Below are 16,181 nucleotides of genomic sequence, written 5' to 3'. Positions count from 1 at the left end.
TGCGTTATGGATGGATCGTCAATTGATTTAGTGACACGGATACTATAGAAAGCTACTGAGGCGCGGTCAGCTGTTCCTTGAGCAATCGGATGGTAGCCTCATATTGCACAAGCCCCACTTGCATACACAAACGCTGTGCAGGTGAGATCTGTTCGCCAAATTGCTTCATCTGGCGCTGCAGCTCGGCATACAGCAACTCTTTACGATTCAGCTCCGACCGGACCCACCCTGCGACAGTATCTTCATCCGCCAGCTCTCCGAAATACAGACGCATCAGAAAATCAGAACGGAACACCTCTGCTTCCAGTGGACTCATCAAATAGGTATTGAACTCCGCAGACCCTTCCGGTGTTAAGGTATACACATTTTTGTCAGGTTTCCCTTCTTGTCTAACGGATTCTTTGGTTAACAACCCTGACTTTTCCATCTTCGCAAGTGTGGGATAAATGGTGCCAAAGCTGGCATCGAAGAAAAATGAAAAATATTGTTCAAAGTATTGCTTGATCTCATATCCGGAACATGGCTGATTGTGCAGTATTCCGAGGATGACATGCTGCGTGTTCATCGGTGTACCGCTCCTTTCCAATTGCTCTTAACGTATCACATCCTCCCTTATACGTTCAACATCATCAGACGTTCACGGATTGGCTTATCCGGCAAAAGGGGGCTTATCGTTATCCATGTTATCCACGATCAGGTGAAGGCAGGTTTCCAGTCAGAGCGACAGGTGTCGCAGCAGTCTTGGACTCCAAAGGTATGCCGGATTGTGCAGGACCTGAGCGTTTAATCCATGTGCACACCGCTCCCAAAACCAACGTCGCCGCTCCAATCACTACCAGAAGCAGAACATCATGACTAATCCCATCTCCGCCAAGTACCAGATTCATCATACCCTCCACCGCGTAGGTTGCCGGCAGATAATGACCTATCTGTTGATAGAAGTCAGGCATGACATCGCGCGGAATGGTTGCGCCTGATGACAACATCAGCAGAGGCAACAAGGCACTGTTTAACCATGCTCCAGCATTTCCAAGCAGCAGCAAGCTCAATTGCGCCACGAATAGAAAAGATAAAGTAATCAACAACTGAAATAGCCATAACATCCACCATCCATCTGCTGATGATACTCCCATAACATGCATCATCCCCGCTCCAACAAGCGATACGATAAATGCAGCACCAACATTGATGATATTGCGCGCCCAAAAGCGTTCCCATTTCCCTGCCCTGCTACTGAGTTCACCAGAAACCTTTTGCAGATTCATGCCAAGCAGCATTGCACCTGTAAACGTAGCTGTCACAATCAACATTGGTACCATAGAAAAAGCAAAGTTATGAACTGGATTCAGTCGTTCCACTTCTGCCTCCACCCGGGAAGATAACCCCGCCGCCATCGTATTCGCCTGATCGGCAGCCATACCTGATTGATTCAGCACTCCCCGAATGCTGTTTTGCTGTACTTCACGGTTCAACGTCGCTGTAACTTGTGCGGACACGGTCTGCATCACACTTTTTACGGTAGCCACGTTGGATTCATTCATTACATACTTCACTGCCACCGGGCCCGACAAGTCTCCCGCCTGCTGCATGAAACCGGATGGAATCTCGATAATCATGTATACGTCCCGGTCCGTTAACATCTGTCTGGCTTCTTCCATAGTTGCCGAAGGTTTAATCGCGAAATGAAGCCCCTCTGCAAGAGACTTTGCCACAGGCTCAGCCGCAGCCCCATCTTCATTTACGATGGTCACAGCAAGCTGATTCATCCGTGCATTTACCTGATCATATCCACTAAGCCAAATGGTATTAAAAAAAACCTGGAACAGTACGGCTGTAATTAACCCGACTACTGTAGCTCCATTTTTCAAAAACAGAAGACTCGTTTGAAAAACACTTTTCATGTTATCCATCTCCTTAATTTGTATAACTTATTCTCGATCTTATATATCGTGTTGATATATGACAATAAATAATATATCTAAACGATATATAAACGTCAATACCTTTTTATTTTTCTTTGTTGGAACAACAAAAAAGCCGATACGCTTCTTCACCAGGAAGAATTCGTATCGGCTTTTTTATCATAATGGGAGCAGATCATTACCGTTAATGATCAAGCTCCACGAATTAAATTCAGTTCATGTACGTTCATGCATGTTATGCCTTGGCTTCTGGTTCATTTTCAGCAGGAGACTCAGCTTCAATCTCAGGCTCCGCACGCTTCGCCTTCGGTTTAGCAAGCTTCTCCATCATTTTCCGTCCTGTCGGTGTTTGGGCAAGCCCACCTTGGGCCGTTTCACGGTGCCTGCTCGGCATCGCACTGCCCACTTCCAGCATGACATCAATGACTTCGTCAGACGGGATGGCACTTCGTACCCCGGCCAGCGCCATGTCGGCCGCAGCCAACGCAGTTACGGCACCCAGTCCGTTACGCACGATGCACGGAATTTCCACGAGGCCTGCGACGGGATCGCAGATAAGGCCTAATGTATTTTTTAACGCGAGGCCAACCGCATGAACCACTTGCTCCGGCGTCCCTCCACGCAGCTCCACCATGGCTCCAGCGGCCATACCGATGGCAGAACCCACTTCAGCCTGACAGCCACCCTCGGCACCGGAGATAAATGAATTGTTGGCAATGACATAACCAATCGCTCCCGCACAGAACAGACCGTTCACCAGATGCTCGTCACTCCAGCCAAAACGCTCTTGGGAGCTTATAAACACACCCGGAATGATGCCGCAAGAACCGGCTGTTGGTGTGGCAACGATCCGGCCCATGGAGGCATTCACTTCCGATACACAAAGGGCATACGCCATGGCCAGTGCAGAAGCATCTCCAGAACAAGTCTCACCTTTACGAATGTACTCAGCCATTTTTTTGCCGTCTCCGCCAGTCAAACCGCTGCGTGATGTCGTATCTTCTGTCAGCCCTTTGTGTACAGCTTCCTTCATCACCTGATAGTAATCCGACATCTGCCGTACAACATCCGCTTCCGGGATATTCGTCTCCTGAACCTGCTCTTCGATCATCAGCTCGGCGATGGTTTTGGATTCTGCTGTACAGATGGTATTCAGTTCATGTAGATGTTTAAACCGCATCAGGCTCGACCCCTCTCTTCAAATCAATCACGCGAATGTCCAGCATATGATCCAGTGACCGCAGACGGTTCAACATCTCAGGATTCGGCACACCATCCATCTCCATCGCTGTTAATGCTTCACCATCCCGGGCTTTCCGATCCACTTGCATGTACCCGATGTTCACCCCGGACGAACTGATGGTGGAGGTTACGGAAGCGAGCACTCCTGCTTTGTCCGAATGGCGCAGTACAAGTGTGGGAAACTCTCCGCTGATCTGTACACGAAAATCATTCAATGCATGCACCGATACACTACCTCCGCCAATGGAAGCACCAATTAGTGAGCATTGACGGTCTCCATGCCACAGTTCAATCTTGACCGTATTCGGATGAGGAGCAGGCAGGCCGCTTGTAAAAAACTCTACCTCCATACCCGCTTCCTCTGCATATTGTTCTGCATCCGGTATACGTGGATCATCAGTCACATAATCAAGCAGGCCACCGATTAACGCAAGATCCGTACCATGCCCCTGATACGTATCGGCGAACGAGCCATACAGTGTTAATCGAGCGCGTTCAGGCGTGCATCCCAGCCACTGACGGGCAATTCGCCCCAATCTTGCCGCTCCAGCCGTATGTGAACTTGATGGACCTGTCATGGACGGACCAATAATTGAAAAAACGTCTTTAAAACGCATCGCAAACCCTCCATTTATAATCGTCATTTTCATCCAGACGTACACCCATAATGTTCCTTTATTACTGAATGATGACATGAGAAAAGGACAGAAGAAGGCCCTAGGCCCTCTCTCTGTCCTCGATACCTGAGAGTTTCATGATAAGCAGCGCGGCGGATCGATGCATTCCTGTATTCACAGGTGAAGTCACCCTGCACACCGTGCTGCTTGACCATATACCCCTTGGGTGGCGCAGTTCGCGCACTCTCCAGAGTTGCGTCCAACGATGGTACATTTACCTGAGAGATTAACTGCTGCGCCGGGTGCGTAGCAGCTTGCTCCTTCGGTGCCCGACAGCTGCCATTTTACTCGACAAGCTCAGGTCTCTCCCGCTCGCTATCATTCGCTGTATGGAACCATTCTGATCTTGTACCAGAACGATAATTGAAGTTTTTAATACTTTCTCATTAAGATTAATCGACCGGAAGATCAGTGTCAACAAACTTAACGATTTCTTTGCGAATATTTGCTTTTTACCATTTTATACACAAGATAACCGAATAAACTGTAAACTTTCATCACATGAATGTGTTAATGCGTTTCATCTCGAAAGCGTATACATTGTTCATTTTCTATTAGTGACTATCAGTGTTTAATACTATTTATGTTATGTTCCACAGAACGGTTTGGGTATTCAGGCAACCTTTATTCTGTACTAGAATTGCCGTATTTCTGCCTGTCACCCCACCATCGCCTTGGGCTTCGATGGTTCATCGTAATACCTGCTTCGGGAAGGAAGCATACTCGTCACCCACAATCCCAACGCAGCCAGCAGCATAACCCCGGATACAACTGTATATACCATACGAAGTGACAACTGCTCTGCCACTACGCCTGCAATCAAAATGGAAGCCACCTGTAGCATACTTAACACTAGTCCAAGTACACTGCTCATTCGCCCCATCAGATCGACAGGGATATTATTTTGATAAAAGGTAACCAGGCCCGTATTCGCCAGTGCGGAGCACAGACCGAGCAGAATAAAGGCAACCGCCGCCAGCTCAAACGAGAATGAACGGGAGAACAGAAAATAACCCAGCGCGACCAGAAGTACACCGCCACCCATCATGTGACGGATCGGCAAATGTTTGGCGAACATCCAAACCAGCATGGAACCTGCCAAATAACCGATTCCGGTGATACTCATTAATGCTCCGTACTGTGATTCAGGCAGGTTCATCACCTGACGGATAAACACCACTTCCTGAGCATCCAGCGACATGCCGACCATCAGAATAATCTGGAACAGGGCATATATACCGACCACGTAGCCCGACTTTCGGCTGAAGCTCAGTACAGCTCTCCAATCCTGGACAATCATCCGAGGTGTCAGTCTGCTTCCCGTCCCTATATTCTGTTCTCCAATGCCCAGTTTGGGAAGAAACATTAGAATCAACGCAGAAGCAGCAAAGGAAACCGCATTGGCATAAATGGCTGCCGCCGGAGATAAATAAATTAGCATCACTCCTGCAACTGCTGGGCCGGTAATGAATGCCCCTGAGCTGATCAGGGCTTGTAGGGAATTGAAGCGCTTGCGCCGTTCAGCAGGTACCAATCGGGTAATGTATACCTGAGAGGAAGGGACAAATATAGATGAAGACATGCTGATCAGAAACATCACTGCGTACATCATCCATAGGCTGGACATCAGTGGGAGCGCCGCCACCAACAATGCCCGTAGCATATCAGCACCAATCATCAGCTGTCGCTGATCATAACGATCAATCAGGCTGCCTGACCAAAACTTAGTGCACACCGAAGCAATCGGCGAGATAATCCACAACCCTGCGACTGCCGCTGGAGACTGTGTCATATTCAATACCATCAGGTTAATCGCCACAATATATATGAAATCACCTAGATTGGATATGCCCACTCCGCTAAGCAGCAATCCGGCATGCTTCCAGCCACCAGACTGCCCCTTCGATGCAACTCTCTTTGCACGAATGTTCTTCATAGCGCTACCCACCCACTAGAAATCACAAATTATAACTCATAGAAAATACTCTCGTTCTGTACATATGGTTTGCAAAATTTGCTGCATATAAGAGGCATTCGCTCTTTCATCCATTCGTACCTGGACTCATTCTCCATCTGAAATGCAAAATAGCCGAACGTAAAGATCAGCATGAATCCTTCCATTAACCGAATATCACGCTTCGTCAGTGGTCCTGTCTGCTCCGTATATCCCGATAGGAAGACATCCCGTTCCTCCCGATTGAAAATCGTAGCCGCACCTCCGGCATCAAAGAGATAGTAGCCATAACCGTATAAACAAAAATCAATCATCGAAATGCCCAGATCCGTCACTAGCAGATTGCCGCGGGTGATGTCCCCGTGAATCACTCCCCATGTTTCGGCATTGTGCGGATACGCTTCGACTTGCCTGTTAATGTTCTCAAACGTCTTGCGAATCAGATCAAAATCTTCAGGAGTAAAGATGCCACGTCTAACGCCTTCCTCCAATTGCTCCAGCATGACCAGATTCTCTTTGATCGAGCCATAGGCTGGTCTTACTTCTGTATGCTCCAAGGTAGGGCTGTCGCTATCGGTATACATCTCTGCGATGATCGCCTTATCAGCATGCTGATCACGGTCATTCATCTGCTGTCCGCTTTCAGACACCTGTGAACCCTCAAGTGGCTTGGGAGTTTCCTTTGGTCGTCGTCCATATTGATGCAATATCTGCAACTGTACACCCAAATCATGAATCTGCGCTGTTGTCAGACGTTCTCCCTGCTTAATATCCCTGCCCTCAATCCATTCCAGAACAGTACAACAGATCTCTTCTCCTGCTTCGTCCAAATAGACAGTGACCCACTCATTCAATGTATTGCGTACAGGAGTCTGCACCCGCAATGGTCTGGTAGCCCGTAATTCATAAAGTAGATTCATCTCCGCTTCAAGTGCAGGTCGTGTATGCTGGATACCCGTCATGCTTGCAAAAGCGGCTTTATGTATACGCAATAGGTACTTCTCTCCGGTTGATTCATCAACCACCTGATACGTTAGATTTTCATTATGTCGGATAAAGGAAATTGCAGGCTTTTCTATGGAATAATGCGAGATAATTTCAGTTGCCATGGTGTCATGGGCAATCTTATGGGTAGTTATGATCCACATCTCCTTCTCTTATCAAATTAAAGGTGGTGCTCACAAATATCGTAGCATGATTGTTTTTATTTTGGCAAACTATTCCATATGTAGAATGATGTAAAAAAGCATAACCCTCGAACGACCTCGCCCGAGTGTTATGCTTCCTTCTATCTCTATAAATCTATCTCGATCTCATACTCCATCCAATTTAACAGTTAACCGAAACGTCCCATAATATATTCTTGAGTCAGACGATTGTCCGGGTTGGTGAAAATATGTTCCGTATCCCCGTGCTCAATCATGCTTCCCAGATAAAAATAAGCTGTATAATCCGAGATGCGTGCCGCCTGCTGCATATTATGGGTAACAATCACGATCCGCAGCTCCTTCTTGAGCTCCGAGATCAACTCCTCCACCTTACCCGTTGATACCGGGTCAAGCGCAGATGCCGGCTCATCGAGCAGCAAAATCTGCGGATCAACCGACAACGCGCGGGCGATACAGAGCCGCTGCTGTTGCCCACCCGAAAGGGCCAGGGCAGATTCATTCAGTCTGTCCTTCACTTCGTCCCAGAGCGCAGCGCGACGCAAGCTTTTTTCCACAATTTCATCCAATGCCTTCTTGTTCTTAATACCGCGGTAGCGGGGGCCAAACGCGATATTGTTGTAGATAGACTTGTGGAAAGGGTTCGGCTTCTGCCACACCATGCCGATCTTCTGACGGAGTTTGATTACATCTGTGCCCGGCTCATTCAGATCATTGCCATCCATCCAGATATGTCCCTCGGTGCGGGAACCGGCAATCTCGTCGTTCATTCGGTTGAGCGACCGCAGGAACGTGGATTTACCACAGCCGGATGGTCCAATGAGTGCCGTTACACTGGCTTCGGGAAAAGTCAGGCTGATCTGCTTAACTGCCTGAAAATGCCCATAATATATGCTTAACTGTTCCGTACCAAAAGGTATGGCCATGTTGGTTCCTCCTTATTTCGAAGCTGTCATGCGGCGGTAAACCACCCGACCGATCCAGCGTGCACTCAGATTGAACGCCAGTACGAGAAGTACAAGCACGGCTGAAGCGCCAGCTGCTACTTCTTTGGAATCCGGGCCAATGCCTTCACTGTTTACTTTCCAGATGTGCACGGCCAGCGTCTCTGCCGGACGCAATGGATTGATTGGCGATCTTGGACTCGTTGGATTCCAGTCCGTGAAGTCCAGCGGTGGACTACTCATACCCGCTGTGAACATCAGGGCTGCTGCTTCACCGAAGATCCGGCCCGATGCCAGGATCGTACCCGTGATTAAGCTAGGCAATGCCACAGGCAGCAGGATGGAGGTAATAATTTTCCATTTGGACAATCCGAGTGCAAGACCCGCTTCCTTCTGCTCTTTCGGAACGGCCCGGAACGCTTGCTCCGTTGTCCGCACCATGAGTGGAAGATTGAATATAGCCAAGGCCATCGCACCCGATAATAAGGAGAATCCAAGACCAAATGTATTAACAATTAACAAGAGTCCGAACAAACCAATAACGATAGATGGGAACGAGGATAACACTTCGACAACGAGTCGAATAAAACTTGTGATCCGGCCAGGCTTGGCGTACTCAGCCATATAAATACCGCCGCCCCATCCGAGCGGAATCGTAATAATCAAGGTCAGAACAAGCAGGAATATCGAGTTGAATAATTGCGGTCCAATCCCGCCTCCACCTTTTAGCAGCTGTGGTGCACTGGTCAGGAAGTGCCAGTTAATCTGCCCAATCCCACGTACCAGAATGAAGCCAAGCAAACCGAGCAAGAGAACAACAATGAACAGCGCCAGAACAACGATAACGGATGTGGCAACTTTATCTACCGTTTTAGCCTTCATTTTCATACCCGGTTCCTCCTTTCAAGCAGGCGAACCAGAATGACGAAGACAAAGGTCATCACCAGCAGGACAAGCGCCATACTCCACAGTGCATTATTATGAACAGATCCCATCGTGGTGTTACCCATACTCAGGGTGATTACACTCGTTAACGTTGAAGCCGATTCGAGCAGTGATGTCGGTACATGTGGTGCATTCCCGATGACCATCTGTACGGCAAGAGCTTCACCAAATGCGCGTGCCATACCAAGTACAATCCCTGTCAGCAAAGCTGGAAGAACCGTCGGGATAATGACACGGTAGATCGTTTGCCAGCGTGTTGCCCCCAGTGCGTAGGACGATTCACGCAGACCTTTCGGCAGTGCTGACAGTGCATCTGCCATAATACTTGTTACGGTAGGCAAAATCATAACAGACAGAACCAAACATCCGGCTGCAATCCCGACGCCGGCTCCGCCAAACATGCTACGCAATAAAGGAACGATAACACTGAGACCGATAAACCCGTACACAACGGAAGGAATACCGGACAGCAGCTCAATCGCAGGTTGCAATATCTTTTTACCTTTACCTGGTACAATCTCGGTCATGAAGAGCGCTGCACACAAGCTAAGTGGACTTGCAATCAGAGCTGCAAGCAATGTTGTTATGAATGAACCGGTAATGAACGGCAACGCTCCATAGGCAGCAGGTTCTCCCGTTGGATTCCACGTTTTTCCGGTTAAAAATTCGCGCATACTCACGCCATCCTGGAAAAAGGTAGACAAGCCTTTGGACGCTACAAAATAAACGATGGAAAACATGACAACGATCAGGAAAACGACACAAATCGACGTATAGATCCGTCCCGTCCACTCTTCCCAATAATGCTTTTCTCTCAAGGGCCGGCGCGGTTTCAACTTGTTGTTCATTACCGTTCCCCCTTCGGTCTGTTCCATAACAACCATCCTTCTATAGTAGAATTCATGCAAAATATGGGATTAATCCAGAGCAAACCGCGCAAAGAGGCAGGACCTGGGTCCGCCTCTCTCGCTGTATGCGCAAGTTCAAAGATTATTGAGTCACAGTGCCTGCTGCGTCACGTTTTACTTTCATGCCGGATACTGGGATGTAACCAAGCTCCGTCACGTCGTTTTGTTGAATTTCGTCACTCAGGATGTAGTCGAGGAATGCTTTTGTTGCTGCATCCGGGTCACCTTTGGTGTACATGTGCTCGTAAGCCCATACCGGATAAGTTCCTGCTTCTACGTTTTCAACCGTTGCTTCTACACCTTCGTATTTCAAAACTTGCAGGCTGTCATCCAGGTAGGACAGAGCCAAGTAACCAATTGCGCCCGGCGTTTCAGCTACGAGCTTTTTAACTGTACCAGAGGAATCTTCCTGAATAGAACCTTGGATATCTTCCACTTTTGTTCCCAGTGCAAAGTTCTCGAATGTTGCACGAGTACCGGAGCTGCTAGGACGGTTTACGATAACGATGGCTTGATCTTTACCGCCAACATCTTTCCAGTTTGTGATTTTACCAGAGAAAATGTCGATCAGTTGTTGCTTCGTCAAATCTTGTACACCTGCATCTTTGTTGCTTACTGGAGCGATGGCTACAACAGCCACTTGGTGATCTTTCAGTTCGCTTACTTTTGCTGCGTCATCGATTTTCTCTTCTGCAAATACGTCAGAGTTACCGATTGTAGCTTGTCCTTCGGATACTTGTGTCAAACCAGTACCACTACCGCCGCCTTGCACTTGTACCATCACGTTCTTATATTCATCAACTGCCATAAATTTTTGTCCAGCTTGCTCTACCAGAGGTTGCAGTGCTGTTGATCCAACAGCGAGAATGTTACCACTAAGTTCAGTAGCAGTTTCTCCTGTGGAATTATTGCTTCCCTCTGTACCAGCGTCATTTTTCGATCCGCATGCTGCGAGTACCAGTACGAACGTTAAGGTCATCAAAATGAACGGCAACTTTTTAAACATGTTTTGTTTTCCTCCCCCAAATTAGTGACGGCGATTTGCTTTTATTTTTGTTCACCATCAACTCTTTATTCATTGTAGTTGCGTTATGTCATCTCAAAATCAATGTTTTGTAAACGCAATGTTAAAAATGTTTACTGTGGATTGAAATACATCTGTGACAAATTGCGCTGAAGTGGCCGCTCCGGGAACGGACGTTGTTTCAATCGCTGTTATCCCCGGATTTATATGATTTACTTTTCTCAAGGAATACATCCGGGGATAAAGGCGAACGCTTCGCTTTTACACAATCGTTCCGTTCCCTGCGCTGTGTCAGCGCTGGTTGTGTCTCAGGCACTTTAATCCTCAGACTGGGGGATGGCAAAAAAGAAGGCCAGCACTGTAGAAGGTTGGCCATTGTGTACATGCATAATGTAAAAAGAGAATTTGTTTCTTCTATAGAAGAAACAAAAAAACTGCTTCATAGCTGGTAGGTAACACCAGCGTGTGAGAGCAGCTTTTTACAATAAGTTGGATCATATGATGATTGTTAATGTAAATTACGATTTTACTAACCCAGAATCCATAGCCATAACGCTAATCCGGCCAAGGTGATTAATAGTGTGGGAATGGTTAAGATTATGCCTGCCTTGAAATAATATCCCCATGTAATCTTTACACCTTTGCGGGACAGAACATGCAGCCACAGTAATGTGGCAAGTGAACCGATTGGCGTCATTTTGGGACCCAAGTCGGAACCGATCACATTGGCATAGATCAGCGCCTCACGCACAATACCTTCGGTGTGTGCACCCTGAATCGCCAATGCGTTAATTAACACGGTGGGCAGATTGTTCATTACGGATGACAATATCGCTGCGATCATGCCCATCCCCACTGAGGCAGCTAACAGACCATGGTCTGCGATGGCATCTAGCCAACGGCTCAAGTGATCGGTTAAACCGGCATTACGCAACCCATACACCACGATATACATGCCCACCGAGAACACGACAATGGACCATGGTGCTTCTTTAATCACGCGTTTCAGGTCCACAGCTTCGCTCTTTCTTGCCAATATAGCGAACAAAAGAGCTACGGCACCGACGATAACCGATACGGGAATCGGCAAAAACTCACTGGAGGCATAGGCCACGAGCAGCAGCACCAGCATGAACCAAGCGATGCGGAACATCCGCGGATCACGAATAGCTTCCCGTGGATCACGTGCTGCAGAAATATCGTAGCGAAGCGGGATGCTTTTGCGATAAAACAAGAACAGCATCCCGGTACTCGCCACGATGGAAAAGAGATTAGGCACAATCATCCGCACCGCATATTCCACAAATGTAATACCGAAATAATCCGCAGATACGATATTCACCAGGTTGCTGACGACCAGCGGCAACGACGTTGTATCCGCGATAAATCCACTAGCCATAACAAAGGCAAGTACCATGCGCTCATCGAACTTCAATGCACGTACCATCGCGAGCACAATCGGGGTGAGGATTAGCGCTGCACCATCATTGGCGAAGAGCGCCGACACCGCCGCGCCGAGCAAAATGGAATAGATAAAGAGCCTACGTCCATTTCCTCCTGCCAACCTTGCCATATGAAGAGCGGCCCATTCGAAGAAACCTGTCTCATCGAGTATTAATGAAATCATGATAATGCCGACAAAAGCGAGCGTTGCATTCCATACAATGGATGCCACATCAGATGCATCGTTCAGACTGACGACACCACACATCAATGCTAGCAGAGCCCCACCCATGGCGGACCAACCAATACCTAATCCGCGTGGTTGCCAGATAACCAATGTGATGGTCAGGACAAAAATCAGAATTGCTACAAATGTCATAAAGCCTCCTGCGCCGCTGTATTCATCATGTTTTGGAGCATGATATGAGAATGGCCTGCCAGATATGATTACACTGCAATTATTGCGGATAAACCAGACGCTATAGTTATACAGGGCTGCAGGAGAAATGTCTATCTTTATTTCCTTCTAATTTCTATAGAAACTGAGATAAAAGATATCGCCTAATGGTCAGGACTTGTCCCCATCCTTCGGCGTGTCCTCCACCATTTTGAACATACCCAACAATCCTTGTAGTTGCTCCGCCATACTGTTCAGATGTGCTGAAGACGAAGCGATCTCCTCCACAGATGCCAGCTGTTCCTGTGAAGATGCCGAGACGGATTCCGTATTCGCAGCAGATTCTTGGGTCACAATCGAAATATCGTTCATTGCTTTGGCAACGTGGGAAGCACCATTCTCCAATTGCTTCGTTGTTTCGGACAAATCATCCAACGTATGAACAGCATCCTCTACAGCTTCCCGAATCTGTGCAAAGGATTGTCCGGACGTATTCACGGCCTGAATTCCGTCTCCAACCCGAGTCTGAGCTGCATTCATAGCGTTCAGGGCAGCATCCATATCCTGACGGATATTATGAACGAGTTGACCAATCTGCGCAGCCGAGCTTCCCGATTCCTCTGCGAGCTTCCGTACCTCTCCCGCTACAACTGCGAAGCCACGGCCAGCATCTCCCGCTCTTGCCGCTTCAATGGAAGCATTCAGAGCCAGCAGATTGGTCTGTTTCGAAATTGTGGCAATCACATCTACCATACTGCCGATCTCAACAGAGCGTACATTCAGTGACTGAACCACCGTCGCCAGCTGTTCCACCGTTTCTTGAATGCTATTCATCTGCTCTACTGCCTGACCTGCAGCCTCATTACCTGAATAAGCCGCTCCAGATGTATGCCGCATATTCGTTGTAATGGATTGTACTCGCTCAGACATCATGCGAACATCTTCCGCCATTTGGCTCATTTGTCCCGATCCATCCGTTACACTCTTCACTTGCTGCTCGGCACCCTCGGCAAGTTCCTGAATTGCCATCGTTGAATGCTCAATAGCTTTGGTTGTTTGATCCGCACTAGCGGACAATTCCTGTGAGGAGGCAGATACCTGCTCTGCCGTTTCCTGCACACCCAGAATCATCATGCGCAGATTGTCGACCATCCGTTCAAAGTACTTCGCCAGATCGCCTACCTCATCTTTGCGTCCTGTGTCCAATTTTACCGTCAGGTCGCCTTTACTTACGGATCTGGCGGATTCCTGCAGACGTTTAATCGGACGCAGCATCGAACGTGTAAACCAGATAATGAAGATCAGAGTAAGTAATGTGGCAGCCAGGATAACGATGAGTGTAGCCATCCGAATGTCTTTACTTGCATTGGATACTTCACTTTTGAACATTGTACCGCCAATTTTCCATCCAGTTTTCTCATTCGTAGAGAAAATCATGGTTTTGGGATCATCATTATAGATATAGCTGAACTCGCCTTCCTTGCTCTCGAACATTGGATCCAGCGTTGTTGTTTGTTCTTGTGTACCAGCTTCCACGACTGGGGATACGACATAATTTTTGTCTGCATCCAAGATGACGACATACCCTTCCTTGCCAACCTTAATGGATGCCTGTTTTTGAAGCTCTGTTAGATCCATGGACAAACCAATAACACCCGATTGATCATCAAGCGTTTTGGAGACAAAAACAACTGCAATGCCATCCGTGTTCTTGGATACAGGTGAAACTACTGGAGTACCTGGCTTCTCCATTGCAAGTTTGTACCATTCTCGTTCCCGGGGATCATAAGGTGACCCTTGTGAACTTCCCGCAGATTCCTTGCCACGGACCATGACTCCCTCTTTGGTCCCCACAAAGATATTTAAAGCATCCGGATGCAGTCCAAGATACTGTTTCAATTTCAGCTCAAGCTCAGGGCTTTCATTTTGTCCTTTAATCATGTCAGTTACAATCAAACTAGCAAAATAATTGATATCATGAACCTTCGCATCCACATGTGTCCCAATGATTGAATTCGTTGTGTCTACACTTTGTTTGGCACTGTCCATCAGTTGGTCTTCCACCGTATGATCAGCGATAATCAGCGTAACGATCCCAATGGTTAGACTCGGCAAGAGCAGAACCGCCAGGAAGGATACCAATAATTTGTTCCTTATGCTCCAGACGAAGCCTTTTTTCTTTTTGTTTTTCTTTTTCGGTTTATTATCTTTTGGCTTGGCTGGCTTGATTGCTGCCTTAACTTGCTCATTCCCCCGAATGTTCCCCATTTTGCTTCTCCCCCTCCAAATATAAATCTGCCCTTTTTCTTTTTTATGTAAGACCTCTCCAACCTAATTAAATAAGGTGTCACATAGACGCCCATCTAATCTAAAGGCCTATCCTATATATCGGTTGGATGAGCGTATTTATAAATTTACATAGCACGACAAACAAGCCACTCCGATCATGCGAAGTGACTTGTTGGTACATCCGTATTTTATTGTTTATGCAGATGTTTTTCCGTAGGGACCTTGTGGCGGATATGCGGTTGGTTTACCAAAATAATACCCTTGTGCCAAATCAATACCCACGGATCGACAGAAATCAAATTCCTCGATTCGTTCAATGCCTTCGGCAAGTACCCGCCCCTCAAATTGACGCGACATCTCAACAATATTGATAATTTGCTGCTGTTTGTTCAAATCATGATCACAATGATCAATGAGGCTCCGATCTATTTTGACAAAATCCGGCTTCAGCCGATTCATTACTTCAATCGTCGAGAATCCGGCCCCCACGTCATCCAAGGCAACCGACATTCCATGAGAACGATACACCTCAAAAATATGCTGCAAGATGGACATATGCTGAATCTGTTCCGTTTCCACCACTTCAAACACAAAATCCTTAGGGTCTAGCGAAAGGCGTTCAATCGTCTCAAATGTGTGCGTCAGGCAGTATTCGGGGTTATAGATGGAGGAAGGCAGGAAATTCACAAAACGTTTGACACCATGCGGTAAAAGAACGGCACTCGTCTCGATGGCAGCAACACGGGCTGTCCGATCCAGAAAAGAATGCAATCCGGTATCCCTTGCAACTTCAAATAATTCATATGCACTGAAGGGTCTACCCTGTTCAGCAGGACGAAGTAAAAATTCAAATCCGATAATCTGCTCCGATGCATCTACGATTGGCTGCATATGACTGCTGAATTGATGTTCCAGAATAACAGAAACCAGATCAGCATGTTTGAGGCGAGCTTCCTGCATGGATAGACTAATCCAGCTATCAGCATCGGCCTGGCCATACAGTGGAGTGACCTGAACCGTTAACATATCTGGCAGGGTCGCTTCAATCTTGAGAATATCCTCAATACAACGTTGTACAGATTCAAGATTCAAAAAATGCATCCAGATGAGTTCATCCGAATGTTCGATATGTCTTCCCTGCTTTTGCAGTGCTTCCAGCAAAGCGGGGGAGATGGGACGCATATACAGGGTACCTTGATCCTCTATAGGATGAATTGGACTGCAGCCACTGCAATTCATGTAGAACCCCCTTGCCAGTTTGTGATTCTAT

13 protein-coding genes and 1 riboswitch are annotated in these 16,181 nt (G+C 47.4%); all 13 genes read right to left on the bottom strand.

The window, feature by feature from the left end; translation table 11 throughout:
- Positions 1-52: 52 nt before the first annotated feature.
- The gene (locus BLV50_RS22915) at positions 53-565 is read right to left on the bottom strand and encodes a PadR family transcriptional regulator (RefSeq protein WP_063566211.1); all 513 of its coding nucleotides are present in this window, start codon (positions 563-565) and stop codon (positions 53-55) included.
- A 118-nt stretch (positions 566-683) separates the two neighbouring features.
- Positions 684-1,901 carry a YhgE/Pip domain-containing protein gene (locus BLV50_RS22910; protein ID WP_177031239.1) on the bottom strand — a complete coding sequence of 406 codons (1,218 nt, stop codon included), beginning with the start codon at positions 1,899-1,901 and terminating at the stop codon, positions 684-686.
- A 256-nt stretch (positions 1,902-2,157) separates the two neighbouring features.
- Complete coding sequence (gene sdaAA, locus BLV50_RS22905) at positions 2,158-3,102, bottom strand: L-serine ammonia-lyase, iron-sulfur-dependent, subunit alpha (RefSeq protein ID WP_064642635.1); 945 nt, start codon at positions 3,100-3,102, stop codon at positions 2,158-2,160.
- On the bottom strand, positions 3,092-3,781 hold the full coding sequence (gene sdaAB / locus BLV50_RS22900; protein ID WP_076290630.1) for an L-serine ammonia-lyase, iron-sulfur-dependent subunit beta: 690 nt from the start codon (positions 3,779-3,781) through the stop codon (positions 3,092-3,094). Before sdaAB ends, sdaAA begins: the two co-directional genes overlap by 11 nt.
- 257 nt (positions 3,782-4,038) lie before the next feature.
- Positions 4,039-4,162: riboswitch (glycine riboswitch) on the bottom strand.
- 337 nt (positions 4,163-4,499) lie between these two features.
- Positions 4,500-5,777, bottom strand: coding sequence for an MFS transporter (locus tag BLV50_RS22895; protein WP_090810198.1), 1,278 nt, complete (start codon positions 5,775-5,777; stop codon positions 4,500-4,502).
- Positions 5,778-5,806: 29 nt separating this feature from the next.
- Positions 5,807-6,904: a phosphotransferase enzyme family protein gene (locus BLV50_RS22890; RefSeq protein ID WP_218135420.1), complete on the bottom strand. Its 1,098-nt coding sequence runs from the start codon at positions 6,902-6,904 to the stop codon at positions 5,807-5,809.
- A 227-nt stretch (positions 6,905-7,131) separates the two neighbouring features.
- Positions 7,132-7,887, bottom strand: coding sequence for a phosphate ABC transporter ATP-binding protein PstB (gene pstB, locus BLV50_RS22885; RefSeq protein WP_063566217.1), 756 nt, complete (start codon positions 7,885-7,887; stop codon positions 7,132-7,134).
- Positions 7,888-7,899: 12 nt separating this feature from the next.
- Positions 7,900-8,787, bottom strand: coding sequence for a phosphate ABC transporter permease PstA (pstA, locus tag BLV50_RS22880; RefSeq protein WP_063566305.1), 888 nt, complete (start codon positions 8,785-8,787; stop codon positions 7,900-7,902).
- Between the two features lie 2 nt (positions 8,788-8,789).
- Positions 8,790-9,698 (bottom strand): phosphate ABC transporter permease subunit PstC, encoded by a 909-nt coding sequence (gene pstC / locus BLV50_RS22875; protein ID WP_090810399.1) that lies wholly within the window; start codon positions 9,696-9,698, stop codon positions 8,790-8,792.
- A gap of 142 nt (positions 9,699-9,840) precedes the next feature.
- Complete coding sequence (locus BLV50_RS22870) at positions 9,841-10,764, bottom strand: phosphate ABC transporter substrate-binding protein (RefSeq protein ID WP_063566219.1); 924 nt, start codon at positions 10,762-10,764, stop codon at positions 9,841-9,843.
- Positions 10,765-11,311: 547 nt separating this feature from the next.
- Positions 11,312-12,604: an arsenic transporter gene (locus BLV50_RS22865; RefSeq protein WP_090810194.1), complete on the bottom strand. Its 1,293-nt coding sequence runs from the start codon at positions 12,602-12,604 to the stop codon at positions 11,312-11,314.
- A 189-nt stretch (positions 12,605-12,793) separates the two neighbouring features.
- The gene (locus BLV50_RS22860) at positions 12,794-14,890 is read right to left on the bottom strand and encodes a methyl-accepting chemotaxis protein (RefSeq protein WP_090810192.1); all 2,097 of its coding nucleotides are present in this window, start codon (positions 14,888-14,890) and stop codon (positions 12,794-12,796) included.
- Positions 14,891-15,106: 216 nt separating this feature from the next.
- On the bottom strand, positions 15,107-16,150 hold the full coding sequence (locus tag BLV50_RS22855; RefSeq protein ID WP_090810190.1) for an EAL domain-containing protein: 1,044 nt from the start codon (positions 16,148-16,150) through the stop codon (positions 15,107-15,109).
- Positions 16,151-16,181 lie beyond the last annotated feature (31 nt).

This window comes from Paenibacillus sp. 276b, assembly GCF_900107875.1.
Lineage (GTDB): Bacteria > Bacillota > Bacilli > Paenibacillales > Paenibacillaceae > Paenibacillus > Paenibacillus marchantiae.
This window is presented reverse-complemented; position numbering and strand designations above follow the sequence as displayed.